We start from the raw sequence: 24,324 nt of genomic DNA on the forward strand, positions 1-24,324 counted from the left end.
AACGCTGCTCCAGTGAGCAGCAAGGCAGATTGGCGAACCTTCCGTCTCCAAAGCTGCGAGCCGCTTGACGGCTCCGTGATTTGTCATTGTGGGATCGCTCACGTTCTACTTTGCGGGAAGATGGGGGAACCATGCGAAAACTACACCTGACGTTGACCCTCGTGATTTTCGCTGCATGTGGACCCACGTCTCGGCAGCAAGACGGCGACATTCTGGTGATCGGCGACTCGGTTCTGGCATGGAACCGGTCCTCGGGTGGGGATGTCGGCAGTGTGATCGAGGCCGAACTTGGTCGAGACGTCGTCAGCCGCGCAACTTTTGGGGCACGTATCAGCGGTGGAGGTTCAGGTTTTCTTGGCAGCTTGAGCATTCCGGACCAACTGGTTGCTGGCAAGTGGAACTGGGTTGTTATGAACGGCGGTGCCAATGATCTTGGATCTTCGTGTGGATGCACCGGTTGCGAGGCGGAACTCGACACCCTCATTTCCCAAGATGCAACAACAGGCGCCATCCCGGACCTGATCGCCAAAGCGCAGCGGTCCGGCGCGAACGTCCTTTGGGTTGGATACTATCAAGCACCAGAGTCACGCTCGTTCCGCGGGTGTCGTCCCTTCCTTGTCGATATGGAACAGCGGATTGCTGAATTTGCGCGCTCCCGCCAAGGCGTGTCTTTCATCGATGCTGAAGATGCATTCGATCCAAAGGCACGCGCCTTGTTCGCGGCCGACAGAACTCATCCGTCTGTCGCAGGGTCCGCGGTCATTGGCCGTTTCGTCGCAAGAGAAATAGCCAGGCTTTCGGCACAGTAGACGTTACAGAGTTGTCAGTCGAAAGCGTCCAGTCGCGGATGCGTGACCGGGTGCGTCCGTCCCCCGGTAAGTCGGCGATTCCGCCATCCCTCGTGGGATAAATTCCGCCACCGTCGCGTGGAATATGGCCGGTCGCTTACGGAAGACAGAATGCGTGCCATGGGGCAGTCAACAGGTCCTGAAAATATCAGCCCCCAGTGTCCGCTTCCTGGCCTCTTGGCGCTCGGGCCGGTGCTCAGCCTCACCTGCTGCACAACCCTCAAAAACAACCAAGAAATCCGGCCGCAGCCGGATCGGTTGAACACGTTCGCCAGGGCAAGTGGCGGAGGAAAAGCCACTGGAATCCAACCTTCTCCACTTACTAACCTATTGATTTTATTTGGCATAACTTCCGGTTCGAATCCCGGATGATGGAACCGCGACTGAAATCCAACTTGCCAAGAAGCAGTGTTTCTCGCCGCCGAATCTCACGACGATCCCGTCAAGTTGCCATTTCAAGGGGCCCGAGGGCATCGCCGAGTCACGGCGGACTAGAATTCTTGCCGCATCCGTCGGCCCAAACCGGTGCTCAGGCTTGCACGGTCTCGAGGCTAGTCTCGATGCCCCGCTCGTGCAGCAGGTTCTCGACGTTCCGCAGCGACAGCGGGAAGCGGATATAGAGCATCACCGCGAGGCGGATGATCTCGGGGCTCGGCTTGAAGTGGCGGAAAGTGGTGTGTTTGGTTATGTGGCGAAGGGACACTGGGCAACTAAGTGGTATCAAGCCAAGTTCTTCTTACGCCACCCATCTTCGATCTTTTACGGGGATTTATCCGGCTCGCACGCAATTAAGCCCAGCAGCTTGTCCTCTTCCAATTGGAAGGTTGCACCAAAATAACTTTTCGAGCGTGTCCGCTGACAGTTTATAGTTTTGGTCGCCTCCTCGGCGCCCCTCGATGCGAGACAAACTACAACAGCCAAGGGTGGTTGCTCAAACGTAAGACCGGGCCAAATGGCCCGGAACTACGCCGGCGATTGTGACATCGTACACTTTGGTTTCGCTGCGACGGGGCGTCTGTAGCCCGTTACTTAGTCAATCTCCAAGCCCCATTTGCCACTGCCTGCGTGGTGAAAGTGGCGAAGTCGCGAGGTGATCGACCGATCGCCCGCTGGACGCCGTCACTCACATAGGAGTTTCGTCCGTCCAAGACCTCTGAGACCAATAGGTCAAGCAGAGTTGCGATCTCATCTGGCACGTTGGCCCGACGCAAAGCTGAAATATATGCCTGCGGTTCCATGTCCACATATCGAACGCTGTTGCCCAGAGACGTTTCGATTTCTAGGACGGCTTGACGGAAAGTGATCAATCTTGGCCCCGTCACCTCATATAGTTCTCCCACATGGCGATCATTGAGCATGCAGGCAGCCACAACGTCAGCGACGTCGTCAACGTCGATGAAAGGCTCTGGGACATCGCCCCTAGCGAATACTACTTCACCTGCAGACACAGCCTCGCTGAAGATGCTTTCTGAAAAATTCTGCATGAACCAGCTTGCCCGGACAATTGTCCACGCAGCACCCGAATGCATCAGTACGCTCTCAGCTCTTGCTGCCTCTTGCTCTCCGCGACCGGAAAGCATGACGAGTCGCTCCACGCCCATTGACCGCGCAGTTTCAATGAAACGCGTTATCGTTTCTACCGCTCCGGGAAGGGCGATGTCAGGCGCGTAGCATATGTAAGCTGCATCCGCGCCTTTGAGGCATGGGGCCCAGGTCGCTTCTTTCTGCCAATCAAATTGGTGAGCGCCGACGCGCGAGGCGGCGCGAACTATAGCGCCTGCCGCCGTCAAGCGTGCGGTAACGCGGCGACCCGACTTTCCCGTGGCACCCGTGACAAGGACAGTCTTTGGCTTCTCAAGCATATCACACTCCATAAGTGAGGGTATCTCACATTGACAAATGTGATATCTGCTCATATTCTAACGTCAAGGGCAAAAATGAGGAAGGCTCACAAATTTGACGTTTCGCGGAAAAGTCAGCTTCTCTGGGCGTACCAAGGCAGTTCTCCCCTTGGTCCAGCAGCGAAGTCGCGAACGACAGGATCGGATCGTGGCTGAAGCGATCCAGCTCATCTCGGAAGGCGGCAGCGATTCCTTTAAGATGAGCGCGCTCGCCGAACGGAGCGGCGTTTCGATCGGATCGCTCTATCAGCACTTCCCAGACAAGAGCGCCATCCTAGCAGCGATCGCGCTCCGCTACCACGCAACGACACGCGAATGCATAGAAAAAGCGCTTGAATCAGCCCTGACCTGGAATGATTTTGTGAAGGGGTTTACCAAGCTGGTGACCGATTATTACAGCATTTTTCTGTCCGAACCGGTCATTCGAGACGTCTGGTCGGGTGTCGCAGCTGACAAGGCCCTACAGTCTCTCGAAGTGGAGAGCGCTCGCGATAGCGGGACTTTGTTGGCAAAGCACTTAGTTCGGGTACTTCCGGATGCGCACATGGAGCGCGTGAATGATGCAGCCTTCTTCGTGATGGCTCTTGGTGAATCTGCAATGAGGCTCGCCATGCTATGCGCACCTCAGGAGGGGGTCCGGCATATTGAGAGTTTCACAAGACTAGCGCTCTTCGAGTTGTCCTTTGCAGGAGGGGTGTCCGCCGGCCAGGCATGAGAAGACGGTTGACCCGAAGGGCCTGACCGCTTGGGTCATCCCGGCAGTTCCGCCGCCCTCGTCGAGTATCGAAGTCAAAAAAGCCCTCAGCAGAGTATCGGTGCCCTGTTGTCCAACCAGAACCCTGGGCCAGATCGTACGAACGACGGAAGACATACTGAGCGCATCCTCAATCATCTGCGGAAGGCCGATAAGCTGTACCGCACTGTGCCAGATGTGACGCGATAGCACGATGGACGAACGCGCGCGATCTAAGTAGCAAAAGCTACCCTCCAGTTACTATTTAACCCCCCGATCCAAAGCGTGTTCGACATCACTTATTCCGTGCTCGTGTGTTCAACGCTGGCGCTCTAGCTGGGATGAGACTTCTCCAATGGACAATGTGCGCTTCTCAATTCTCGCCTTAGGATCTTTCCAATAGGCGATTTTGGCAAGCTCTCGACCACGATGATCTCCTTCGGACGTTTGTAGGCTGTCAGGTGCTTCGCGCAATGAGCACTAAGGTCTTTCATTGATAGACCACTTTCGCGCAAAACGACGAAGAGTTTGACAGATTCTCCCGATTTCTCGTCAGGTACTCCAATTGCGGCAGCCTCAAAAACGCCGTGATGGGAAACGGCAACTTCCTCAATCTCATTGGGATACACGTTAAAGCCTGAAACCAGGATTAGATCCTTCTTTCGGTCAACGAGATATAGATGGCCATCTTTGTCCATCTTCCCAATGTCACCGCTTCGGAAGTAGCCGTCATGCGAAAACGCCTGTGCTGTCTCTTCGGGATTTCTCCAGTACCCCTGCATGACCTGTGGTCCTCGGATGTATATTTCGCCCGGCTCGCCCCGCTCGACGTCGGCCCCGAACTCATTGCGTATCGCTATCTGTGTTGAGGGCAATGGGAGGCCAACAGAACTAGAGAATCTTGGCGCATTGAACGGATTTGCAGTGACAACCGGCGAAGTTTCCGACAAACCGTAGCCTTGGTAGATAATTGTACCAGTTACTGCCTGCCACCGCTCTGCCACTGCACCTTGTACCGCCGTACCACCACCCATCACCAGCTTGACCTTTGAGAAATCAAGTTTGTGGAATTCATCATTCTGCAAGAGAGCGTTGAACAGTGTGTTGAGACCAGCAAGGAAATGCCATGGTCTTCGCTTCAGAATTTTTACCAATGCAGGAATATCGCGAGGATTTGGCACAAGTACGCTGTGCCCTCCCTGCTTCCAAGAAGTGAAGAGGTTCACAGTCAGGGAGAATATGTGGTAGAGAGGCAATGCGCAGATGTATGTCACCTGCAGCGGTCGACCTCTCGCTGAATAGGCTAGTTCGGCCCACTGGCCGGTCTGAACGATGTTTGAAAGTAGGTTGCCGTGAGTTAGTATCGCGCCCTTCGATCTACCAGTGGTGCCACCTGTGTACTGAAGCAGTGCGATATCATCAGTGCTGACGTCTACCGGCAAGAAAGGCAGTGTTCTTGCGATTGCCCTCCGGAATGTATAGTGCCCTGGCAGCGAAAACTTTGGGACGGCCCTCCGGACATGTCTGATGAAGGATCGGAGCAGCGCTCCCTTCACTCCCATCATGTCACCAATCGTAGTGACTACAACGTGCTTTACGGCGGTTCGGCCAATGACCTGCTGCAAGACATGAGCAAAGTTCTCAAGGATCAGGACCGCCGTCGCGGCCGCATCTCTGAGCTGATGCTCCATCTCTCTCGCAGTGTATAGCGGGTTGACGCAGACGATGATCAATCCGGCCCTCATCGCACCCGCAAAGGCCACGGGAAAGGTAAGGGTGTTTGGCAACACCAAAGCAAGCCGATCACCCTTGCGAAGCCCAAGAGATTGGAGAAAGCCTGCGAATGCGGCGGAAGATGCCACGAGGTCACCATATGTCATGGATCTTCCCATGCAAGTTATCGCCGTTCGCCCTGGAAATTTCTCTGCCGTCTCGTCGAGCAGATGCACTAGAGAACTATGATCAATAGGTCCCATGGCTCGCGCTACGCCGTTTGGGTACTCTCCTGCCTGCGCTCCACGCGCTCTCAAATCGAACGCATCCGCCGTGTTCCTATCCATCCGGTTCCTCCCGATCATCGATCGCCAAGAAACCGACTGCCGGTCGGTTTGTCAATCGTCTAAGCATGCCGCCCGTCTGCGACGTTCAAACGGTTGTGTGAACTCGAGCCGAGGCCCGACGACCTTGACGGCTGGGTGGCGAAGGACGATGCAGGTACCTCCATGCAACTACAGCGATCCGCAGGGGTTAAACATGAGTCGTCAGGCCGAACGATCTGTAGCCACGATTGGCTCGATTATCTCAGCTGCACGCAGTCTCTTCGAGCGCCAAGGCTTCGATGCTGTCAGCATTGATGATATCGCCGTAGAAGCCGGAGTGGCAAAGGGAGGAATCTATCATCATTTCAAATCGAAACAGGATATTTTTGAATCAGTTTTAAATGATGTCCAGAGTAAGCTTGCGGATATGATCATGAAGAAGATAGCAAACAACACCGGAAAACGAACGCCAATTACAATTTCACAGAACATACTGGCCTATCTCGAGATGACCACGCAAAGTTCATTGCGCAATCTTGTTCTGGTGGATGGCCCTACCGTCCTCGGCTGGCAACGTTGGCGAGAAATAGATGATCGGCATTTCATGGCATTCATTCAAAGTGGGATATTGGCAATTGTTCCGGAGGAAATGCCGCAAGATTATGTGAATTCTGCCACGCAACTCATTGCAGGTGCCGTGATGGAAGCAGCATTGAGCTGCGGTGTCTCTAATGATCCGATTGCGACTGCGCGCATGCATTCTAAAGTCATTGAACAAATGCTGATAGGTATTTCCATAAGGCCGCCAATTGAGGATGCGCGGGAATCTGCACACTAGGAAGACGTCAATAGCTTGGCTGAACTTGGTTCTGTCCTTGCTGTTGCCGACTATGCCGGCTTTATCTGTATAGTTGGTTTGAGCGCTGGTCATAGGCCCTGCGTTCTGCCGGATGGGATGCGAGGGCCGAGGCTTGCGCATAAGCTTTTTGGGCTTCGGCTTGGTGCCCAAGTTTACTGAGAAAGGTCGCGCGTGCCGCGTGCGCCGGAGCATAAGTAGCGAGACCCATCGCTGCAAGGACAGCGTCTACGCGCTCCAGACCTGTACCAGGGCCGTCGCGCATTCCGACGGCAATAGCGCGGTTTAGATCCACAACGGGTGACGGATCCGCTTCGACGAGAGCGTCGTACAGAGCGACGATCCGTGGCCAGTCAGTTTCGTCAAAGGTTGGCGCATTGGCATGGACCGCAGCAATGGCAGCCTGCAAAGTGTAGGAACCGACACTCCGTCGCCGGAACGCCTCTTCTATCAGCGACTGCGCTACTGTGATCCCGGCACGATCCCAACGCGACCGATCTTGATCCTCCAGCAACACGATGTCGCCGTTCTCATCGACTCGCGTGGCCCGGCGCGCCTCATGCAGCAACATCAGCGCCAAAAGACCCGAAACCTCAGGGTCTTCGACCAGTTCCTTCAGGAGTCGCGTCAAACGGATTGCCTCCAGACACAGATCAGAGCGGGTCAGGGATCGTCCGGATGTCGCCGTGTACCCTTCATTGAAGATCAGGTAGACAACACGAAGCACCGTCTCCAGTCGCGCGGGATACTCGCTTTGTTCGGGTACGCAATAAGGGATCTGTTCGTCACGGATGCGGGCCTTGGCGCGCACAATCCTCTGCGCCATCGTCGACGCGCTCGTTAGGAAGGCGCGCGCGACTTCTTCCGTGGTCAGGCCTCCCACTTCCCGGAGCGTCAATGCAATCTGCGCGTCGGGCGGCAGCGTCGGGTGGCAGCAGGTGAAGAACAGGCGCAATTCGTCGTCGCGGATCGTTGCGGTTTCCGGTGTGTAGACCGCGGTTTCCATCAGTCGGGCCATGTCGGGCAGAGCCGCCGCAAGGCGGGCTCGCCGCCGCCACGTGTCGATCATCCGGAACCGGCCGGTTGACACGAGCCAAGAGTAAGGATTTGCAGGGACGCCTGTCTGCGGCCATGTTCTTGCGGCAACAACGAAAGCCTCCTGGCATGCGTCCTCAGCGGCATCAAAACTGCCCAGAACGCGTATGAGCGTCGCCAGCACGCGGCGGCGCTCCTTTCGCCAGATCGCCTCCACAGGCGTGCTGGCCGCTGCCGTCATAGAGCCGGCCTGGCTTCGGTGAAATCGACCACGGGGCGAACTTCAATGGCCCCGATCCGGGCGAGCGGGTTGCTGCTTGCGATGCGTACCGCATCGTTCAGGTCTTTCGCCTCGATCACCACGATCCCGCCGAGCATGTCCTTGGTTTCCATGAAGGGACCGTCGGTCGCCGACATCTTGCCCGACCTTACCCGTATGGTGATGCCGTTCTCCGGCATCTCGAGTGCCTCGGAAAAAACGAAGCTGCCGCTCGCCTTCAAGGTGTCGTCATGTCCCTCGCATCTTTCAAGAGCGGCATTCGCCTCAGGGCTGCCGCCGAACAGCTCTTTGGGATCGTAATAGATCAGACAGGCATAGCGCATCGCGAAGCTCCCATGTTTTGCGTGACGATCATAGTCGATGGCCAAGTCTCGAAATCGACAGTTGAAAAGAAAATTCTCAGCGCTGTCGAACTGTCGAGGTCATTCGCGACTATGTCCGACACTCCGGCGGCAAACCGGCCTGTCCGCAATTCTGCCCCCAACCAGAGGATCAGTCCATGCCTAGGCTTCTGTCCATCCTGATGCTGTCAACACTCGTTTCGGGACTGTCGACCCACACCCCCATGGCCGAGACCACCACACAAGAAGGAATGAGCAACATGACTGAAGCACTCATCACCCGAAGCGTCACCGTTCCAGGTGCGTCGATATACGTCGAGAAGCGTGGCTCTGGCCCAAACCTCCTGCTCTTGCCCGGCGGCGCGCAGGATGCGGGTGTGTTCACTGGACTTGCCACCGCACTGTCAGACCATTTCACCGTCATTTCTCTCGATCCGCGCTGCAATTCCCGTAGCCCGTGCGAGGATACGACAAGCGATCTGAACGTGGATCAGCACGCCGATGATGCGGCGGCCGTAATCGCGACATTCGGTGGCGGACCAATCTTCGTATTCGGGACCAGCGGCGGAGCGCAGGTCGGCCTGAACCTCGCCGCACGACACCCCGATCTCGTCCGCGCCCTAGTAGCGCATGAGCCACCCTCCATGATGCTGATGGCGGATCCGTCAGTGCCTCTGGCCGCAGACCAAGCCCTCTATGACACCTATGTGGCAGACGGGGTTGAGGCCGCCATCGCTCAGTTCATGGCGGAGAACGGGCTTGATGAGGGCGAGGTTCAGCCTCCCGAAATGTCGCCCGAAGATAGAGAAACCTTTGACCGAATGAGCGGCAACTTTGAGTACTGGCTAGCACACGGCATGCTGCCGCTTTCGCGGTACCGCGCCGATGTCGAGGCGTTGAAAGCGGGTGCGCTGAAGATCATTGTCGGCTTAGGCGAAGCTTCCGTCGGTCAGCCTATCCACGAGATGGGCACGGCGCTGTCAGTCGCCTTGGGTGTTGAGCCCGTGACGTTTCCCGGCGATCACATGGGGTTCGGGATGGATCCGGCGAGGTTTGCTGAAACTCTTCGTAGTGTGCTAACCGCGGATTGATTGCTGGCGGGTACGGCACAGACCGTATTGAAAGTCGAGTTGTGGAGATCTGCCACAGCCGCAGTTGAAACTGGATCCAGCTTCGCAACGAGGCTCGCCAGTTCCCACACTGACATAACGTGGTTGCCGGCAACGCTCTTCGGGCAGACCGGTGACCGCTAAGTGCCAGTGTGGGTATGCAAGTTCTTGATGCATGAATGCAGTAGTCGAACTGACCAGTGCGCTGTTTCATCGGCACAACCTTCCAGATCGCACTTTACCCTTGCGTCACAAGGTTGCGTGAGTCCCTGGCTGGCAGACCGAAGGTCCGCCAGCTTTCTCTGCGGTGAACTGCTGAACTGCACCACAGGTTGATCACTCAGGTAAGTACCCAGTTGATCAATGCGGCCGACCTGCTCCTCAGGTTGCGCAATCTCAGGATGCTTCAATCAAGCAGCACGTTGACACGGCAAGAATGCCTCATCTCTCTGACCACAGACCTATGGGCTGAAGGTTGTGAACTTCTCCAGACCACATGAGTCATTCCTCGTCGGCAGCAGGTGGAGCGTAGAACGGATCAGCAAGACACCGGTACTAAACTGGACGCGCGTCCTCCCGATACTGATCTGCAAACTCGGGACTTGGTGGAATTGGCTTGATAACGTCGATCAGCACTCCGTTCGGGTCGCGAGTGATAAAGTGACGTTGCCCGAATGCCTCGTCTCGTAGCGACAGTAGTATAGGTAAACCTGCAGCAGTGATGCCCGAGTGGACGGCATCCACATCTTCGACCTCGAAGTTCAGCAGCATGCCCGACGCCCTACCCCTCCCCGCCGTCGGAATGGTATCGTGATCACCTTGTAGAATGGCAAGGTTCACGCTCGCGTCAGTGGTCGATACCAGGTGCACGTACCACTCCGAAGAAAAGGCCGCTTCGAAACCAAAATGGAGAACGTAGAACTCGGCCGATGTCGCAACGTCATCCACCATGAGAACGGGGTAGAAGCTCGTGATCTTCATGCTTTCATTCCTTTGGCAAAAAACATACATTTTGTATGCAAGCGCATAGGTAACAAACAGGCAGTTTGTATGCAAGATGATTCACCTCACCGCAGCAATGAGGATCGCACCGCCGAAATGCGCGTACGCCTTATGAACGCAGCTCGCGAACTGTTTGTGGCCAAAGGATATGTGGCAACCACTACACCCGAGATCGTGAGTTCGGCGCGCGTGACTCGGGGCGCGCTCTATCACCATTTCGAGGACAAAGCCTCGATCCTTCGCGCCGTTCTTGAGCGAGAGGCGGCCGAGGTGTCTGCCGCCATCAATGCGACCGATGTCTTGGAAGGGGATGAACTCGATGCGCTTTTGACGGGTGCTTCTGCCTATCTTGTCGCCATGATGTTACCGGGCCGCACCCGCCTACTGCTTCTGGATGGTCCGGCCGTCCTTGGCCGCTCTAAGATGCGCGAGATTGAATCCCGACATGGCGACGATGCCTTGAGAACCGGGTTGGACGCTGCGATGTCCGCAGGTCTTCTTCCGCGTCTACCGATTGGCGCGATCTCTGCCCTGCTCTCAGCCATGTTCGAACGCGCTGCCTTGGACATCTCTGATGGTCAGGACGCAGCAGACTATTTGACAGCGGTCAGGGCTTTTGTCTCCGGTCTTGCGCAGCTCGCGCCAGAACGGGCGGCGGTGCCCGGCGAGTGTGACTTGAGTTAGCTAGACACGCAACGCCGGGAGGCGGTGCGTTAATACACCGGATCGATTGCTGCGGGCGAACCGGTGTAGAGCATCACCGCCAGGCGGATGATCTCCGGGCTCGTCTTGAAATAGCGGAAAGGTGAGCGTTTTGTCATTCGGGAACGCTAGCCCGGCGCTCCGCTCGTCTCAAGCAGAGTTCCTCTGACGACACCCAAAGAGCTGAATTCCAGACTAGTCTAATACTGCTCGATCAATACAGAGACAGCCTGCTTACCCGGGACCTACGATGACCAGATCTAGATTGCTTCTCAGCTTCGCGGCAGCCCTCGGGCTTGGCGTCCTCACCTTGGTCTGGCTGCAGCCCCGTACTGCCAGAGACTGCGCACCCTCTGATACCGACTGCCTCCGCGACGTGGCCGAGCATCTTCTGTCGGAAAGCCTGGAGTCTGGGCCGGACGTGCGCTCCATCTCCGACGAGATTGATGTCGCCGGACGCCTTCTTGCAACTGAAGGGGCCATCGATCTCGCCGCACAGCGCGACCGGCTGTCCGAGATTGGCTTTGAGTCCCACAACATTGACGCCGTTTACGAAAGCTACTTCGACGCGCTCTTCGATCCCTCTTATCCTTTCGACATCCCCGCAGCCCTCGCAGCTGGAACGGGCCCGGAGGACACCGATCTTGAAAACTACCTGACGGCCGCCTTTCGCCTTGCTCTCCGCGAACCCGCCCGTCGGGCTGAGACGCTGGCCCTCTGGGAGGAAAACTTCGACCGGATGGCCGATAGCCACACCCCCTCCGGCTCCACCAGCTTCTTCATCCTGGAATGGCTGGCCCGCAATGATCCCGCATTGGCAGCCCTCTATTTTCAACGTGCCGCTGAAGTGCAGGCCTATGTCTCCGGTCCAGGTGGCTGGATGAAGTTCTTCCGCATGGCGGCTTTCCATTGCCGCGACGGTCGCCCTGACGAGGGTCGCCGCCTGCTTGTAGGTTTGCAGTCGTACCTGCCGTTACAGTCGATGCCTCACCTGTATGTGCCCGCGCTGCTGGACTGCGAAGGAGAAGAAGCCACCTTCGCAGCCATCGAGGCCGTTCTTGCCAAACGTGCCATCTGGGCGGACTTGATCCTGCGGGACAATCCAGAAGTGCGCGGCTACATCGTGACCACGCTGGAGGAATTGTCCCGCGACCTGCGCCGCGGTTTCGCCAACTGGCTTTATCATCAAAACCGCGGGGCCGAGGTTGCGGCCATCTGGACGCGTTATGGCGCAGCCGAGATTGCCAAACGTCATCTTGCCAATCTAGACTGGCTTCCCGCTCGGCTAGAGAAAAACCAGTCCGCGCCTGTGCAGAGCGGCCAGCAGCTTGATGCCGAAACGGAGGCGGCCGAAGCGCGGCTTAACATGATGGCTACCGTACGTGGGCGCGACCTCACTCTTGAGTATGATGGCGATTCGACTGAACGGCTCATTGAGTTGGAATGGCCGTCGCCCGGTTCCATTGCAGCCGTAAGGAAGCTTCTCCAGAGTTCCAATGGAACGCCACTGGAAACAGCTTTCGTGGTCGGCCTTGAACGTAAGCTTGGTTGCGCCACGTCCGACATCACGATGTTTGCGCTCTTGGACGATATCTCTGCGCTCGAGAACCGGCTCGACCAAGCTCGTGCCATTATCGAGCTTCTACGCTTTGCCCACGCGCCTTTGGCTGAAACGGCGCCAACGGATTACGACTGCCTTGTGAAATAGGGCCGCTTGCCTCGACACGGTTAGCGGCCATTCCAACTGATACTGCGTGCCGTCAGCTACGCCGCGAGATCGTCTCGCCAGCGGCCCAGGCCACAATCCGTTCCGCGCCCAAGGACAGTTTCAGACAGCGCGCCGTGGTCAAATGCCAACCTTGGTTCAAGTAGTCTTCGCTTCATTACGGAGCCACTACGCCATCTGCAAAATTCAAGAGCGCCTTCGTTCCTTGGAACAGGCTGGGCGGATAGCTGTCGATTGGAGCAATGGCGAGATACCTTAACTGCCCCACGACTTCGATTTTCCCATCAGCCAGTAATTGGAGCAGGCCCGCAGGTACGGGTAGTATGTCGTACGCCACCACCGGCTCGGGTGAAACCAGCAGTGCCGGATCGAACATTGCTACTCCAGCAGGGAACTCGCGGACCATTTCCTGTATTCCCCATGGATCCATCGGGACCGGCGTTAAAGGCTTTCCACTCTCGTCCAGCGCCACCATTCCCTCGGCAGAAATACTGTACTTCTTGCCCCCGACGGTTAGCACTTCAGGCTTTGCGTAGCGCGCGCGCAACCGTGCGTCCAACCCCTTTCGTTCAACTGTGCTACCGGACGGAAGCTTCATTTCGGTCAGGTAATAGTCAGCTACGATGTTCGAGACCCGCGTGCCGAGTGCTCTTGCCAACCTCTGGCCTGCGTCGTTCAGGTCGCGCCCCGTTCGGTGCACGGCTGCGGGCAAGCAGCTCGACGCGGGTACAAAATGAACCCTTGCTGCGTCAATCCCAGCCACAGCGGCTCCTGGTCCCGATTTGACCCGTTTGGGGGGCTGTACGACCAAGGTCTGAATGCGCTCGGTTGCCCCGGTGAACGACCAGATGATCTCTTCGAAGGACACGGCGAAGACATACAGCGGTTTTTCACCAGGCTCGACCTCTATGCTGGCAGCAAAAGTCGTATTGTTCTTCCCGCTAACCGCTACGTTGGACAAAGCGTAACTAGAATAGCCAGTCAAAAGCACAACATCAGCGCCTTCGGGAACAGGTGGCGCGTCGCACGCCGCTGCGGGAGCAGGTGGTTCCGGCGCTTCCGGCAGGACAGCATTCGCGACGCCAGAAATCTCCAGCAGGTCAACCCGACCATCGTCATTGACGTCGAAAAGCAGCAACTGCGACGCAAACTCGTCAGTCCGCTGATCCCTCGGCTCGAATGATGAGGTAATCTCCTCCGATGTCAGCACGCCGTCCTGATCCAAGTCTCCATTGATGAACAGCAACGACAGGGCCGCCTTGCTGCCTTTTTCCAGTACCGACTTCAGTGCCTCAAATTCGTCTTGGGATACCTCCATATTCCCGTTGAGATCATATCTCAGAACGCTTTGCAGATGCTGGGCCCGCTGCTCGGCCAGCTGAAGACGCCCAAAAATTTCGATTGCCTCGATCGTCAACACTCCGTCCGGGGAATAGGTAAAAAGCGTCTGCGAGGCCCTTTGCAAGAAGCGCGCGGTCCCGTCTGCTCGTATGGTCTGTTGGATCTCCGCCGGAAGCCCTGACGCCAAGCGTTCCAGTGCCAACGCGTCCTGCGCGCTGACGGGACCGGCTAACGGAAGCAGCAACGGCAGTGCTCGCCAAAGACGCAAAAGCATCATGGGTTCACCTCTTCACCATGTACAACCCGCAAGCCTCGCACGACGACCGTACGTGGCCCATCGGCAAACGGGAGGATCCAACTGATTTCACCGGGCGTCTTAACCTCGGGAGCCGGTAGACCGACCGCCAACACCATGTCTGCATCACTGTCACCAGAAATCTCGACACGCTGCGCGGCAAGCGAAAAATCTCCGGGACGGATGCGCAGAATGTTGGGCGACCCATTGCGCAGACTGAAGGTACTCTTGTTCGCTATTTGAATTTGCGACAGGTCGACATAGCCGCCGCGCGTGACGAACAGTGTTGACGCCTCGGTCACCCTATCCCGGGAACCTGGGTAAAACAACGAATCCAAGAGCGCTGGTTCAGCCAGATACGGTGGAAAGGGAAGCTTCCGGACTTTCAAGTCCGGTCCGAACTGCAAGGTGATGTAAGAGTTTTCGGTACCGACTGGATTGCTGGCAGTCACCCCCATCGGGGTGTATTTGATGGACCATCCCGCCGATCCGTCCAGCCAAATTTCGTCGCCCTGATCGCCGACGATCAACCTGAAGCCCTCACGTATCCGTCTGTCGTTCCGCAGTATCAACCTGTCAGTCCCGCCGTTCCGCAAATCTATCGCGTCCACAGCGGTGGCCATGTCAGAGGACAGGTTCCAAACCCCGGGCTCTCGAGCAAAGCCCACCGCAAGTGCGCCATTTGAGCCGAGGCGAAGGAACTCTGCGGACATTTCGACCAGTGCAGACCCAGCATCGGCTTCGCTCGACAGACGCACAACATCAGGATCCCCGACGTCCTGCCTTGTCCAGTTCTCGGGATCCAGAAGTACGAACTGATCGAAGGGGTCCGCCAGAAGTCGGATGAGGCGCCCCGAAGGATCAATCACATTTGCAAGACAGAGCTCGATGACATTGATCCGTCCGTTAGCGAAATCTAGATCGACTTCGCTCACATTAAGGCCGGTTTCGGCCACCGTCGGGCGTATGGTTCCTCCGCTATCCCAGCCAAAGGTTGCTTGGCCGTCGGCGTCAATGACATCCTGCGGCGTCTCCGACGAAGGCGGAACCGGGAAAGCATACTCCCCTTCGACCCCAGCAACGGTCGTGACGTCCTGCGACATTTGCCCAGACAGAACAAAGGTTCCTGGTGCCACCAACACGGACAGGCTCTTGTCATCGATGGTCGCCGAGTACGTGTCGAAGGCCAAAGAGGGATCAGGTAGCAAAGTCCAGCTTAGGCGAGGATCAAGTACTACGGTATCGAACTCGTCGGCGCGAATGTCCACCTCGGCGCTGGAGGTTGCCTGGACGACTTCGCCAAGGATTGTGATGGTGTCGAATTGTCCGTTTCGGATATCAATCCGTTCCATCGAGCCAATCTTGCCACGTCCGACAACGACGTGCGATGGGCCCCTGTAGATCAAGACATCCCGCCCTTCTCCACCGTCGACGATGTCGCGCTCAAGACCCAGCGGCACGCTCTTGATCGCTGCCGGTGATGTTTGAAGTGTTTCGGTACAATCGCCCAGAAAGCCCGCATCCTGTGCATTGGCTAAGGCTGGAACCGCGGCGAAAAGAAGGTGCGCAAGCTGCAGTTTGAAATTCATACTTCCCGCTCCAATGCCGCCTATTGTCCAAATGCTGGAAGCGGCCAAGTTGAAACTCCGCGATTCCAGTATCTCTTGGCTTTGAAGCTAACCGCCCGGAGTGGTTCTAACCACAAGTTTCGGCGTGGCTTGCACCACAAACTTCCCACAAGTCAGCGAGCTGGAATGCCGCAGAATTCTTGGCGATTGCATGCAGTATTCTGCGGCAAACCAGCTTTCAAAGACGCTAGACCTTCGTCAGCAACCCCCGCACATTGCCGACACCCCATGCCCCTCGCCGTCGCGATTGGATGCCCCGTGACGTCAGTTCCGCCGCGATCGCCCGCAGCGATGTGTGCCCCGCAGCCCGGATATCCGCCAGCACCGGAGCCAAGTCCGCCGCGAAGGCCGCAGCATTCGCTGTCACCGTCGCCCGGAGCGCTGCCCCGCCCTTTTTCGCCCGCCTGAGGCTCTCGGCTCCGTTCGGGTTCCCCAGCTTCACCCCGCGCGCCTTTGCGACCGCCAGCGCCTCCTTGGTCCTCCGCGAGATCGCCTCGCGCTCGGCCTGTGCGACAAGCGCCATGATCCCCACGGTCAGGTCATTGGCCTCGGGCATGTCGACGGCCACGAACCGCACCCCGCTATCGCGCAAGGCCAATAGGAACGCCGCATTCCGCGAGAGCCGGTCAAGCTTCGCAATCACCAGCGTCGCACCGGTTACCTTCGCCAGGTGGAGGGCTTTCAGGAGCTCCGGCCGGTCTGCCTTCCGCCCACTCTCGACTTCGGTGAACCGCGCCAGGACCTCGGCGCCGCGCGAGACGGCGAAGTCCTCGATCACCTTGCGCTGCGCTTCCAGCCCAAGCCCGCTGGCCCCTTGCCGCGCCGTCGAGACCCGCTCGTAGGCCACCAACCGCTGTCCTGCCGCCATCTCCGTCCCCTGTACACAACTGCCTAACGTTCGTTGCGCAGGTGTGTACAGCCCCATGGAGCAAGGAGTAGTCAACCGGTTCGTTCAGAGATTTGCGTCTGTTCCGCTGATGACGAGGGTGCCGTCAGATTGTAGCTGTGGCGTGTCGCTTGAGGTGTCAGGCCGATCTACTCCGGTCAGAATGATGCGCGTGATCGTCAGCGGTTGGTCCGCAGGCGTCACGTCGAGGGTGGTGATCCGAGACCGCGCCGCTGGCGTCAGACCAAGCTCCGCCATGTAGCGTCCCATCAGCTCCAGTTGCTTGTTGGCGATCGACAGCCAGGGCGATTGCTGGACGTAGCCGGAGGCGGTCTTCAGCAGCATCGGTGTGGTCTGCATCTTCTGTTCTGCCTCGACCCAGCGGCCGTAGCATTGGCAGTAGGCCGCGAGCACTGCACGATCCACGACCGTCACGACGCCCATACTCACCAGAGTATCCACCAGGCGGTGCCACTCGGCCCTTGCCTCCTCATTGAGATGCTCTGGACAGTCTGGAGTCCCCTCGGGCGGCAACGGTTCCGCATGGTTCCACGCTCGCTTGCCGCGGTTGCCTTCCATCCGGCGCCACGCCGTGGGCTTCGGAGACGGGCCTCTCACGTCGCCACTCCGATGATCAAGCCAGCGCTGCCCGCGGCTGCATCTGATGGGCCACTACGGTACCGACCAATGGCCATCCGGTTTCTCCTTGCGCGCATCAATGATTGCCTGCTTGGCCTCCGACAGAGACCTTGCGTGCGCAAGCAACCCGTCCAGTTCCTCGTCCGTCAGATCAGACAGATCAATCTCGTCTTGGGGCTCCTGCTTGACGGCAAGGTCCAAGCCCTCTCGCCAGCCAGCTTGTGTCTTCAGAAAGAAGATCATCGCCGTGACATTGCCCGCTCGTGCCTTGGTCACCAGGCTTTGCGCCACCGCGCCGATGGCCCGGGCCTTACCCCTTTTATAGCGTTCAGCCAAATCCTCATCCCGGTTCAAAAGCGCGAAGAAGGTCGTGCGCCCGACGCAGAGGAAGTCGGCGATCTGCTCGGCGTTGAGGACCGCGGCCAGGGTCTCGACCTCGGCCCTTTGCGCATCGGTCAGGGTGATGTGCGGGCGGCTCACGCGTCCACCTCGGACTGCTGTCGCTCCGCCTGCACGGAAGCAAAGGTCTCGCAGGTCCCTTCCAGCACTGCCTCCTTGCCAGTGAACGACTGCCATCGCTGTACGGCCACGTCGACGTAGGCCGGGTCCAGTTCCACCGCGAGGCAGTGCCGGCCGCAGGTCTCGGCGGCGATGATCGAGGTCCCGGATCCGGAGAAGGGCTCATAGACCGCCTGCCCCGGGCTGGAGTTGTTCAACATGGGACGGCGCATGCATTCCACGGGTTTCTGCGTGCCATGCACGGTGGCAGCATCCTGGTCGCGGCTCGGGATGCTCCAGAGCGTGGTCTGCTTGCGATCCCCCGACCAATGCCCAGTCGCTTTCTCCCGGACGGCGTACCAGGCGGGCTCGTGCTGCCAGTGGTAATCTCCGCGTGAGAGAACGAGGCGTTCCTTGGCCCAGATGATCTGGCTGCGAATGGCAAAGCCGCAGGCCATGAGGCTCTCGGCCACTGTGGTGGCATGGAGTGCCCCGTGCCAGACATACGCCACGTCGCCGGGAAACAGCGCCCAAGCCTCGCGCCAGTCCGCCCGGTGGTCGTTCAGGACCTTGCCCACGCGTTTGGTCTTTGCGGCACCGACACCGTTGCGCCAGGCGGGATCGTAGTTCACCCCGAACGGTGGATCGGTCGCCATGAGATGCGGCGTCACTCCGTTCAGCACGCGCGCCACTGTCGCCGCATCCGTGGCATCGCCGCAGATCAGGCGGTGGTTGCCCAGCACCCAAAGATCGCCAAGGCGCGAGACGGGAACGGCTGGAGCGGTAGGGACGTCGTCCTCGCGCTCGTCCGCTTCCCCTGCATTCAGCAAGGCATCCAGTTCACCCGCATCAAAGCCGAGGCTGGTCAGGTCCACTTCCATGTCGCGCAGATCGCAAAGCTCCAGCGCCAGCAACTCGCGGTCCCAGCCGGCCTGCTCTGCCAGCTTGTTGTCAGCGAGGATGTAGGCTCGCCGCTGTGCCTCACTCAGATGGGCCAGTTCGATGACTGGGACCTTGGCGAATCCCAGCTTGCGCGCGGCCATCACTCTGCCGTGGCCGGCGATGATGCCGTTCGCGCCATCCACCAGCACCGGGTTGGTGAAGCCATATTCCCGGATCGAGCCGGCGATCAGCGCGACCTGGGCTTCGCTGTGCGTGCGGGCGTTGCGAGAATACGGGATCAGGTCCGCGATGGGGCGGTAGCTGATGCTGAGGTCTGTACTGCGGTCCATGCCACCCCCCGATGCGAATTCTGCGGCTCAGGGGGAAGGATATCACAGGCTTAAGCCATTGTATTCATGTAATTATATGACATTTTACGACACGGGCCGACATGGTTCAGCGAAGATGCCCCGATATCATAAACCGCAGACGACTGCTTTGCGGACAAGGCAGCCAGTCGAGGACGAGATCTTTCAATTCTCGACAATAGTTCTTTTCGGCCATCTGGGCACCATGGTGTCCATCTTTCGCTATATCCATCGCGCGATGGTTGCGATCACATGCGCAGAGGGCCACACCAAGAACTGAGCGGCAAGGGTGCCCAAGAACCGGGACAAGATCATCCAGATGATTACCTTTCGGAAAAAATCCTCGCGAACTCGACCCTTTGCCGCGTCATCAGTCAAACCAGCCAAGTATGGATCAATCAGCATGAACATCATTATGGTGGCAACGCCATTGATCGTGGCAGACAGAGAGCTTGCTGTCACACGATAGTCAGGTTCAAGAAGACCAGCATAGATCGAGGCTATTACACCCACTGACCACAACGCACTGACAGCGAAGTTCATCACTATCACCTTGATCGGGACATTCGTGGGCAGCTTGAGGGCTTCAAGATTCTGGAAAGCAGGTATCGCAGCTGACTGCGTAAGCACAGATAGGCCACGCGGGGTCAGGGATCGAAACAAGAGTCGCGGCATCGAGCGGCTCCGATGGAAGCTGTCCACCGCTATTGTGGTGAGCCGTTGAAATGTAGGGATCAGTAGCCCTCCCACCAGCGTTGCAACTGATGCCGCACTGATGATGAGAACATAATCAAACGTGGGATCGAACTGCGATGGGTCCTGTATGCCGATTTCGATACGCTTCGCAAGAAGCGGGCCCTGAAAGGAGTTTGATGTCCGCGACAGCAGAACTAGGATATTGAACAGCGAGAACGCTATGGCGATATGGCCGGTCCGAACTCCTGCAATTCTAAACGCGTATGCTAGCGTCCCGATTAGGTGAATCACAAAAGTCAGAAGGACGATCACGGCTAGCTGTACGTCCATTTAACCCCCCTGCTCGCATACGCCAGCTTTCATGTCCCACGGGGAACGGCCGCCCGCAATGGGCTCGAAGCGGACTTGCGCTCCTGACCTCCATCGCGAAGGCATCCCACCTCGCTTCCCCATCGCCTTCATCCGACCGCCTCACCCCCAGCACCTGCTGCGGCATGACACTTATGACACTTCTCTCCATATAGGACGTATGGCGCGCACGGACGCGTATGCGCGCGCGCTAACGGTAGATATGGGAAGAAGTGTCATAAGTGTCATGACCGAGCCAATCGCAGATCGAAGAACCCGCGTCCTGCGCTGCGGCGGCTGTCCTGGAAGCCTCGGGATTTCATCTCCTTGGTGAGAGTATGGCTGGTCCAGGACCCGAGCCCTTGAAGCTCGGCCCATTGCCGGAACCGCTGGTGAAGGTCTGTCGTATAGAGAAACTCGCCCGGGGCGCGCACCGTTTCATCGGCGAGGAATTGTCCGAGCAAGTCTTCCCCGTCCAGATATTCGGTGGAGGCGGCCGCAACACGCGCCGGCACTGCAAGCCCGCGCCGCTGCCATTCGAGAGCGCCTTCAATGGCCCAACGCAAGATGGCCGGACCCTCAGCACGCAGCTTCTCAGCCAGTTTCGGGTCTCGCTTTTCGGCCGGGATGGTCACCGTGAAGGGCACCAGCACCATGCGGGCGCGGAGAGCCTCGTCCACGCCACGAAGGCTTGGCATGTTATTGCCGGCAATCATCAGGGTCATCTGCGGCACGAAGTCGAAGAAATCGCCCCGCATGAACCTGGCCGTCATCTTGTCGCCGCCTGTCAGGTCCTTCAGCACTGCCTCATCCCAGCATTTGCCCTTAGGCAGCTCCGATCCAACGACCAGCCGTGCGCCAGCAAGACCAGCGACGTCAGTGGGGTGCCGTTCACCTACCGAAGACAGGAATGTCGTCGCCGCCGAGCGTCTCGCATAATCGCCCCACAACCACTGCAGCGCCTCCAGAAACGTGGACTTCCCGTTGCGACCGGTCCCGTACAGGAACAGGAGCTTGTGCTCGGTCGTCAGCCCGGTAAGGGCGTAGCCTGCCGCCCGTTGCAGGAACTCGATGGTCTCGATGTCGCCGTCCAGAACCTCATCAAGGAACTGCAGCCAGGTCGGTGCGCGCGTGCCGACAGGTGCAGGGGTGACTGCAGTCAGCTTGGAGATCATGTCTTCACGGCGTGCTGGCCGCAGCATACCGGTCTTCAGGTCCACAGTGCCCCCTGGTGTGCCGAGTAGAAACAAGTCTGCATCAAAGGCATCGGCCAAGGTGACACTAGCTGGGTTCGATCGCGCAAGCGTGCTAACGGCGGCAACCGTGTTAGCGCTGCGGAGACTGCGGCCCTCCCTCGTGGCCCAGGCAGTGATCTTCTCACTTTCCGCCTCTGACAGTCCTTCTGCCTTCGCGTCCGCCCAAGCGCGGAGTTCGCAAGCCCGTTGTTGAAGGAAGCCCCTCACCAGTGTCATGTGCCGCAGGCAGTCATCGACAGCCCAGCGACGGCCGTCCCATAGGTACCAGCGACCCTGAACGGCGACAAATTTCGCGTCCCTGTTCCAGCCGCGCTGGCCCAGGTCCCGAGCGAGAGCATCATGGGAAAGGTCGATCTCGCCATTCGTGCCATCGTTCGGGGGTGCGGACTCTGAACCCGTTTCCGATTGTCCGCCAGGACCTCCACCCGCCGCACCGCTGCTCCGGTGCTTTCGCGCTATTGCGGAGAGGTCCGCGCCGTTCTGCCGCGCCATTGCCGCAACTGTGGAGAGGGTCTTCTTGCCGTTGGCGTCAAAGCCGGCCCACTTCTCTGCTACCTCGCCGGGCTTGTATTTCGCGCCCTGCCGACTCCAGTCGTCCGCAAGGCCCAGCCCTTCGCCGGAGCCGCGGAAATGGTGGTGCAGGCCCATCAACACATCGAGCCAGGCGTAATAGCCACCCGCATCAGGATCGATCCAGGACAGCAAATCCTCCACTTCCGCCGTTCCAGTGGTGGAGTAGGATGTTCCGGTATCGAAGTGGAACCCGGTCTCATCCGCAACTTTCTCTTTCTTCTTTGTGCAGAGCTGAAGGAGCCAGTCCGGGCAATCGGCCAATTCGAACAGTCCCGGTGGGTTCTTCCAGCGGTAGGGTTCAGCCTTGCCCGGCTTGACCGAGGGAACCCCGATCACCATTCCGCCCTCACCGCGAACATCCACACCGGGGGCAATCAGGGAGGCGGAATTGCCGATCTCCAAAGACGCCGGATACTTGAAGTAGAGGTGCCAGCTGCCGGAGGGCGAGAGCGCCTCGATCGTATCGGGGAGCGGGCCATGGGCAGCAATCAGCTTCTGCATACTGGCGATGCCATCAACGGCATGGCCCTCAGGCGTGTCGCACTCGATCACCAGGAGGCCCGAGGCGGGTCCGCAGGCAATGCCAACATTCGCACTTGGCCATTGCCGCCAGTAATTCCGGATCAGGGTCGGGTCCGTCGTTCCGCCCCAGCGTTCGCCATTTCCAAACTGCGCTGATGTGTGGGATTTCTTTTCCCCGGCTGGTGCCGGAAACACATGCCAACCTCTGCGAGCGTACTCCAGGGCTGAAGCGAGGCAAGGGGCATCGAAGTGGTGCGGGCCGTTCATGCACGCCTCCCGCAGCTGGAAAGGATCTCGAACGCTTCGACATCGGCCAGGGAGTACCGGATGGATCCACCCATCTGGTGCCATTCCGGCCCGTATTGTGCCGCACGCCACCGCTCAAGCGTTCTGGTTGTCAGGCGCAAGCGGTCTGCCAGTTCGCCCGTGGTGAGCCAGATGATTGCGGGAGGTGACTGCATCTCAGCACACCCCCGGAGCAACGGCGACAAAAACAGCAAAGAGTGCACCGCCATCCGCCAGAATGCCGACGTCCTCAATCCGGTAGCGCCGGCCGGCCATGATCACCTGGGCCAGATCCCAGGCGCGGAAGTAGCCGGGCAGTTTTTCGTAGTCGTCCTGACCGCCGTCCATTTGATGCCTCCTGTCAGCGCCATCTGACGGTCAAAGGCCAACCGGCGGACCCAAATGGGACAGGGCGGGAGGTTTCTTTTGGCGTGATCGCAGTTTCTGAACGGCACGCTGGACGCGCTTGCGGGACGCGGAAGAGCCGAGGCCGAGCGCACGCCCCGCCTCTTCATGGGTTTCGCCAAGGAGGAACACTCGCGTCAGGAGGAGTGCGTCCTTCCGACTGATGCCGACAAGGTGGTCCGCCAGATCAGGAGCGTCGCCCGCTTTATCTGCTATCGCTTCAGCGACGGCCGATGCGATCGCGGGCTCATCGATCGGCCGGCTGGCTTCGGCGTGCACTCGGTCCTCGATCAAGGCGCGGCGAATGTCGCGCTCCAAATTGCGAAGGAGTGTGCCTGCGACGGCGGTGACTTTTTCGAGATTGACGGTCAGGATAGCTTCGCCCAACCGGCCAATCATTTCCGCCGCAAGGTCGTGGTGCGCTGACGGAAACCCCCGGGCGAGCCGCCAGAACACCGCATCAAGGCCCGGCCAGAGTGCGACGATGACCATCACCTGCGCGGTCGACCGGTGACTCTGATCTGACTGTGCCGCGGCAACCAGCGCGCGGATCACACCGAACCGAGATGTCGGATCAGCTGTCGATTCGCGCTGATGTTCCATGAGGGAGGCAATTGTTGGAAACGCGGCAAGCTCGGAATGAGCGAGACCCATCACCTTGTACTCGGTTTCGGATGAGGTGCGATTCAGCACGCGGGTGAAGGAAGCGTGAAGTGCGGACCAGGAGGCGCGCATGACGTCCAGCCTTTCGGCCGGGCGTCTGGCGCCTCACGGGGGCTCGCAGAGGGTTGCGAAGTTGGAAAAGCGAAACGGGCGCCCAGGGGCACCCGCTGCGATGTCAGGTCCGGTTGGGGGTACCGCAGCCGTGGCAGGTCGCGTCGACCGGCAGGCTCACCAGGTAGTTGTGACGCTGAAGCCGGATGTGCAGGCGCGCGCCGTGGCGGACGCCGAGCAGCTTGCCGCACTCAACGCAGCGCCACTCCGCTGCTTGGATGGCAGACGGAGGACGGGCGGCACTTGTGGGTGGACGGTGGTCGAACGGATAGGCCATGGGAGGCTCCTGTGCATAAGCTACAGGGCGTCGATGCCTGCCCGAATCGGAGTTAGTCAGACCCTCCGATCGGAGTTGG

23 protein-coding genes and 2 pseudogenes are annotated in these 24,324 nt (G+C 58.7%); 6 read left to right on the forward strand and 19 right to left on the reverse strand.

Going from position 1 to position 24,324, the window contains the following annotated elements:
* Positions 1-215: 215 nt before the first annotated feature.
* The gene (locus EI545_RS02210; RefSeq protein ID WP_164517184.1) at positions 216-809 is read left to right on the forward strand and encodes an SGNH/GDSL hydrolase family protein; all 594 of its coding nucleotides are present in this window, start codon (positions 216-218) and stop codon (positions 807-809) included.
* 447 nt (positions 810-1,256) lie between these two features.
* On the opposite strand, the pseudogene EI545_RS21805 reads toward EI545_RS02210, so the two are convergent.
* Both EI545_RS21805 and EI545_RS02220 read right to left on the reverse strand, forming a co-directional pair.
* Positions 1,257-1,536: pseudogene (locus EI545_RS21805) on the reverse strand (IS6 family transposase); the annotation flags it as partial.
* A gap of 337 nt (positions 1,537-1,873) precedes the next feature.
* Positions 1,874-2,710: an NAD(P)H-binding protein gene (locus EI545_RS02220; RefSeq protein ID WP_125323962.1), complete on the reverse strand. Its 837-nt coding sequence runs from the start codon at positions 2,708-2,710 to the stop codon at positions 1,874-1,876.
* Positions 2,711-2,897: 187 nt separating this feature from the next.
* Here EI545_RS02220 and EI545_RS02225 point away from each other — a divergent pair, with 187 nt between their 5' ends.
* Positions 2,898-3,464, forward strand: coding sequence for a TetR/AcrR family transcriptional regulator (locus EI545_RS02225; protein ID WP_164517185.1), 567 nt, complete (start codon positions 2,898-2,900; stop codon positions 3,462-3,464).
* Positions 3,465-3,814: 350 nt separating this feature from the next.
* Here EI545_RS02225 and EI545_RS02230 read toward each other — a convergent pair whose 3' ends face one another.
* The gene (locus tag EI545_RS02230; RefSeq protein ID WP_245990245.1) at positions 3,815-5,362 is read right to left on the reverse strand and encodes an AMP-binding protein; all 1,548 of its coding nucleotides are present in this window, start codon (positions 5,360-5,362) and stop codon (positions 3,815-3,817) included.
* A 373-nt stretch (positions 5,363-5,735) separates the two neighbouring features.
* Between EI545_RS02230 and EI545_RS02235 the strand changes: the two genes are divergently transcribed.
* The gene (locus EI545_RS02235) at positions 5,736-6,359 is read left to right on the forward strand and encodes a TetR/AcrR family transcriptional regulator (RefSeq protein WP_164517186.1); all 624 of its coding nucleotides are present in this window, start codon (positions 5,736-5,738) and stop codon (positions 6,357-6,359) included.
* 61 nt (positions 6,360-6,420) lie between these two features.
* On the opposite strand, the gene EI545_RS02240 is transcribed toward EI545_RS02235, so the two are convergent.
* Positions 6,421-7,653, reverse strand: a complete 1,233-nt coding sequence (locus EI545_RS02240) for an RNA polymerase sigma factor (protein WP_125323966.1) — start codon at positions 7,651-7,653, stop codon at positions 6,421-6,423.
* A complete protein-coding gene (locus EI545_RS02245) occupies positions 7,650-8,060 on the reverse strand; it encodes a YciI family protein (protein ID WP_216842478.1) in 411 nt (136 codons plus the stop codon). The genes EI545_RS02240 and EI545_RS02245 overlap by 4 nt, the downstream gene beginning before the upstream one ends.
* Positions 8,061-8,257: 197 nt before the next feature.
* Between EI545_RS02245 and EI545_RS02250 the strand changes: the two genes are divergently transcribed.
* Positions 8,258-9,124: an alpha/beta fold hydrolase gene (locus EI545_RS02250; RefSeq protein WP_216842479.1), complete on the forward strand. Its 867-nt coding sequence runs from the start codon at positions 8,258-8,260 to the stop codon at positions 9,122-9,124.
* Between the two features lie 573 nt (positions 9,125-9,697).
* Here EI545_RS02250 and EI545_RS02255 read toward each other — a convergent pair.
* The gene (locus tag EI545_RS02255) at positions 9,698-10,123 is read right to left on the reverse strand and encodes a VOC family protein (protein ID WP_125323967.1); all 426 of its coding nucleotides are present in this window, start codon (positions 10,121-10,123) and stop codon (positions 9,698-9,700) included.
* Between the two features lie 69 nt (positions 10,124-10,192).
* On the opposite strand from EI545_RS02255, the gene EI545_RS02260 reads away from it, so the two are divergent.
* On the forward strand, positions 10,193-10,828 hold the full coding sequence (locus EI545_RS02260) for a TetR/AcrR family transcriptional regulator (protein WP_125323968.1): 636 nt from the start codon (positions 10,193-10,195) through the stop codon (positions 10,826-10,828).
* Positions 10,829-10,872: 44 nt separating this feature from the next.
* Here the strand turns inward: EI545_RS02260 and EI545_RS21525 are convergent.
* Positions 10,873-10,965: pseudogene (locus EI545_RS21525) on the reverse strand (IS6 family transposase); the annotation flags it as partial.
* Positions 10,966-11,222: 257 nt separating this feature from the next.
* Between EI545_RS21525 and EI545_RS02265 the strand changes: the two are divergent.
* Complete coding sequence (locus EI545_RS02265; protein ID WP_125323969.1) at positions 11,223-12,554, forward strand: hypothetical protein; 1,332 nt, start codon at positions 11,223-11,225, stop codon at positions 12,552-12,554.
* Between the two features lie 175 nt (positions 12,555-12,729).
* Here the strand turns inward: EI545_RS02265 and EI545_RS02270 are convergent, their stop codons facing one another.
* The 12 genes from EI545_RS02270 to EI545_RS02320 form a co-directional block, all read right to left on the reverse strand.
* Positions 12,730-14,190 (reverse strand): EF-hand domain-containing protein, encoded by a 1,461-nt coding sequence (locus tag EI545_RS02270; RefSeq protein ID WP_125323970.1) that lies wholly within the window; start codon positions 14,188-14,190, stop codon positions 12,730-12,732.
* Positions 14,187-15,797, reverse strand: coding sequence for a hypothetical protein (locus EI545_RS02275; protein ID WP_125323971.1), 1,611 nt, complete (start codon positions 15,795-15,797; stop codon positions 14,187-14,189). Before EI545_RS02275 ends, EI545_RS02270 begins: the two co-directional genes overlap by 4 nt.
* A 226-nt stretch (positions 15,798-16,023) precedes the next feature.
* Positions 16,024-16,704, reverse strand: a complete 681-nt coding sequence (locus tag EI545_RS02280; protein ID WP_125323972.1) for a recombinase family protein — start codon at positions 16,702-16,704, stop codon at positions 16,024-16,026.
* A gap of 84 nt (positions 16,705-16,788) precedes the next feature.
* Positions 16,789-17,172, reverse strand: coding sequence for a phage terminase small subunit P27 family (locus EI545_RS02285; protein WP_245990246.1), 384 nt, complete (start codon positions 17,170-17,172; stop codon positions 16,789-16,791).
* Positions 17,173-17,394: 222 nt separating this feature from the next.
* The gene (locus tag EI545_RS02290; protein WP_125323974.1) at positions 17,395-17,841 is read right to left on the reverse strand and encodes a hypothetical protein; all 447 of its coding nucleotides are present in this window, start codon (positions 17,839-17,841) and stop codon (positions 17,395-17,397) included.
* Positions 17,838-19,091 (reverse strand): site-specific DNA-methyltransferase, encoded by a 1,254-nt coding sequence (locus tag EI545_RS02295; protein WP_125323975.1) that lies wholly within the window; start codon positions 19,089-19,091, stop codon positions 17,838-17,840. The genes EI545_RS02290 and EI545_RS02295 overlap by 4 nt, the downstream gene beginning before the upstream one ends.
* 240 nt (positions 19,092-19,331) lie before the next feature.
* Complete coding sequence (locus EI545_RS02300; RefSeq protein ID WP_125323976.1) at positions 19,332-20,135, reverse strand: lipid II flippase Amj family protein; 804 nt, start codon at positions 20,133-20,135, stop codon at positions 19,332-19,334.
* Positions 20,136-20,398: 263 nt separating this feature from the next.
* Positions 20,399-22,771: a phage/plasmid primase, P4 family gene (locus tag EI545_RS02305; RefSeq protein ID WP_164517187.1), complete on the reverse strand. Its 2,373-nt coding sequence runs from the start codon at positions 22,769-22,771 to the stop codon at positions 20,399-20,401.
* Positions 22,768-23,019, reverse strand: a complete 252-nt coding sequence (locus EI545_RS21785) for a helix-turn-helix domain-containing protein (RefSeq protein WP_342776559.1) — start codon at positions 23,017-23,019, stop codon at positions 22,768-22,770. Before EI545_RS21785 ends, EI545_RS02305 begins: the two co-directional genes overlap by 4 nt.
* Positions 22,967-23,137: a hypothetical protein gene (locus EI545_RS21275; protein ID WP_164517188.1), complete on the reverse strand. Its 171-nt coding sequence runs from the start codon at positions 23,135-23,137 to the stop codon at positions 22,967-22,969. Before EI545_RS21275 ends, EI545_RS21785 begins: the two co-directional genes overlap by 53 nt.
* 30 nt (positions 23,138-23,167) lie before the next feature.
* Positions 23,168-23,929 carry an RNA polymerase sigma factor gene (locus EI545_RS02315; RefSeq protein ID WP_125323979.1) on the reverse strand — a complete coding sequence of 254 codons (762 nt, stop codon included), beginning with the start codon at positions 23,927-23,929 and terminating at the stop codon, positions 23,168-23,170.
* Between the two features lie 103 nt (positions 23,930-24,032).
* Positions 24,033-24,245, reverse strand: coding sequence for a hypothetical protein (locus tag EI545_RS02320; RefSeq protein ID WP_125323980.1), 213 nt, complete (start codon positions 24,243-24,245; stop codon positions 24,033-24,035).
* Between the last annotated feature and the right edge of the window lie 79 nt (positions 24,246-24,324).

The sequence above is a fragment of the Tabrizicola piscis genome (genome assembly GCF_003940805.1).
Taxonomy (GTDB): domain Bacteria; phylum Pseudomonadota; class Alphaproteobacteria; order Rhodobacterales; family Rhodobacteraceae; genus Tabrizicola; species Tabrizicola piscis.

What these genes read in the sequence shown, in the direction of transcription:
- EI545_RS02220 (WP_125323962.1), bottom strand. Translation starts at nt 2,710, where the DNA reads ATGCTTGAGAAGCCAAAGACTGTCCTTGTCACGGGTGCCACGGGAAAG.
- EI545_RS02230 (WP_245990245.1), bottom strand. Translation starts at nt 5,362, where the DNA reads ATGACATATGGTGACCTCGTGGCATCTTCCGCCGCATTCGCAGGCTTT.
- EI545_RS02235 (WP_164517186.1), top strand. Translation starts at nt 5,736, where the DNA reads ATGAGTCGTCAGGCCGAACGATCTGTAGCCACGATTGGCTCGATTATC.
- EI545_RS02240 (WP_125323966.1), bottom strand. Translation starts at nt 7,653, where the DNA reads ATGACGGCAGCGGCCAGCACGCCTGTGGAGGCGATCTGGCGAAAGGAG.
- EI545_RS02250 (WP_216842479.1), top strand. Translation starts at nt 8,258, where the DNA reads ATGGCCGAGACCACCACACAAGAAGGAATGAGCAACATGACTGAAGCA.
- EI545_RS02255 (WP_125323967.1), bottom strand. Translation starts at nt 10,123, where the DNA reads ATGAAGATCACGAGCTTCTACCCCGTTCTCATGGTGGATGACGTTGCG.
- EI545_RS02260 (WP_125323968.1), top strand. Translation starts at nt 10,193, where the DNA reads ATGCAAGATGATTCACCTCACCGCAGCAATGAGGATCGCACCGCCGAA.
- EI545_RS02270 (WP_125323970.1), bottom strand. Translation starts at nt 14,190, where the DNA reads ATGATGCTTTTGCGTCTTTGGCGAGCACTGCCGTTGCTGCTTCCGTTA.
- EI545_RS02275 (WP_125323971.1), bottom strand. Translation starts at nt 15,797, where the DNA reads ATGAATTTCAAACTGCAGCTTGCGCACCTTCTTTTCGCCGCGGTTCCA.
- EI545_RS02280 (WP_125323972.1), bottom strand. Translation starts at nt 16,704, where the DNA reads ATGGCGGCAGGACAGCGGTTGGTGGCCTACGAGCGGGTCTCGACGGCG.
- EI545_RS02295 (WP_125323975.1), bottom strand. Translation starts at nt 19,091, where the DNA reads ATGGACCGCAGTACAGACCTCAGCATCAGCTACCGCCCCATCGCGGAC.
- EI545_RS02300 (WP_125323976.1), bottom strand. Translation starts at nt 20,135, where the DNA reads ATGGACGTACAGCTAGCCGTGATCGTCCTTCTGACTTTTGTGATTCAC.
- EI545_RS02305 (WP_164517187.1), bottom strand. Translation starts at nt 22,771, where the DNA reads ATGAACGGCCCGCACCACTTCGATGCCCCTTGCCTCGCTTCAGCCCTG.
- EI545_RS21785 (WP_342776559.1), bottom strand. Translation starts at nt 23,019, where the DNA reads ATGGCGGTGCACTCTTTGCTGTTTTTGTCGCCGTTGCTCCGGGGGTGT.
- EI545_RS21275 (WP_164517188.1), bottom strand. Translation starts at nt 23,137, where the DNA reads ATGGACGGCGGTCAGGACGACTACGAAAAACTGCCCGGCTACTTCCGC.
- EI545_RS02315 (WP_125323979.1), bottom strand. Translation starts at nt 23,929, where the DNA reads ATGCGCGCCTCCTGGTCCGCACTTCACGCTTCCTTCACCCGCGTGCTG.
- EI545_RS02320 (WP_125323980.1), bottom strand. Translation starts at nt 24,245, where the DNA reads ATGGCCTATCCGTTCGACCACCGTCCACCCACAAGTGCCGCCCGTCCT.